The following is a 1112-nucleotide window of genomic DNA, read 5'->3' on the forward strand; positions in this document are numbered from 1 at the left end:
CGGGGCCCCCGCCCCCCGGTCACGTCGGGGGTGCCGCGCCGTTCCGCAGCCCCGTGCCGGCGGTGCCGGCGCCGCGCCCCTTCCGTGGGCACCACTCTTCCGCCCGGCGGGCCCGCGGCCCATCCGTGCGCCTACTCATCTCCTCCTCTGAGTACGGGTACTCACCCCTGGGCGTTCAGCCCCAGGCGCGCCCCGCCCGGAGCCCTGCGTCCGGGCCCTGCGGGCCGGTGCCGCCCGGCGCTGCCGGTGCCGCCGGATAAAGTCGCCCTCATGGCACGGATTGCGGTGATCGGCGCCGGGATGGGCGCGATGGCTGCCGCCGCCCGGCTGGCCGTCGCGGGCCACCGGGTGACGGTGTACGAGAAGACGGCGACGCACGGCGGAGGCGTCGGGCGCATGACCCGGGACGGCTTCGCCTTCGACACGGGGCCGGGGCTGCTGCACCTGCCGGCCGTGTACCGCGACCTGTTCGTCAAGACGGGCAAGGAGTCGCTGGAGCAGAGCGTCGCCCTGGTCCAGGTGGATCCGGCGAGCGCGCACGTCTTCGCCGACGGCACCTCCGTCGCCCTGCCCAACGCCTCCCGGGCCGGGGTGGTCCGGGCCCTCGACGAGGCCGTGGGCGCGGGCGCGGGCGAGCGCTGGAGCGAGCTCGTGAACCGGGCGCGCGCCGTGTGGGACGCCACGCGCCGCCCCCTGCTGGAGGAGCCCCTGCTCGACGACCCCGAGTATCTGGAGGCCCTGGGCCACGACCCCTACCCGGGGCTGCGCAAGCGCGGCCTGTTCCGGCGGAGCACCCCGCCCGTGCTCGCGGCCGTCGCCGGGCGCGAGCTGAAGGACCCCCGGCTCACGGCCCTGTTGGAGAGCCACGCCCTGGCGTACGGGCTCGATCCGCGCCGCGCCCCCGCGAGCGCGACCGTCCTGCCGTACATGGAGCAGACCTTCGGCAGCTGGTACGTGCGCGGCGGGATGCGCGGCCTGGCCGACGCCGTCCACGCGCGGTGTCTGGCGCGCCGGGTGGAGTTCGCCCTGGGCACGGAGGTCACGGCGGTCGTCGAGAAGGACGGCCGCGCGGCCGGAGTGGAGCTGGCGGACGGGCGCACGGCCGGGGCCGA

1 protein-coding gene is annotated in these 1112 nt (G+C 77.2%); it reads left to right on the plus strand.

All coding sequences use genetic code 11. The features are described 5' to 3' along the window. Positions 1-270: 270 nt before the first annotated feature. The coding region (locus V7793_RS37800) for a phytoene desaturase family protein (RefSeq protein WP_336014275.1) at positions 271-1112 on the plus strand (842 nt) is incomplete at its 3' end.

The sequence above is a fragment of the Streptomyces sp. KLMMK genome, assembly GCF_036961605.1.
Classification (GTDB): Bacteria; Actinomycetota; Actinomycetes; order Streptomycetales; family Streptomycetaceae; genus Streptomyces; species Streptomyces telluris.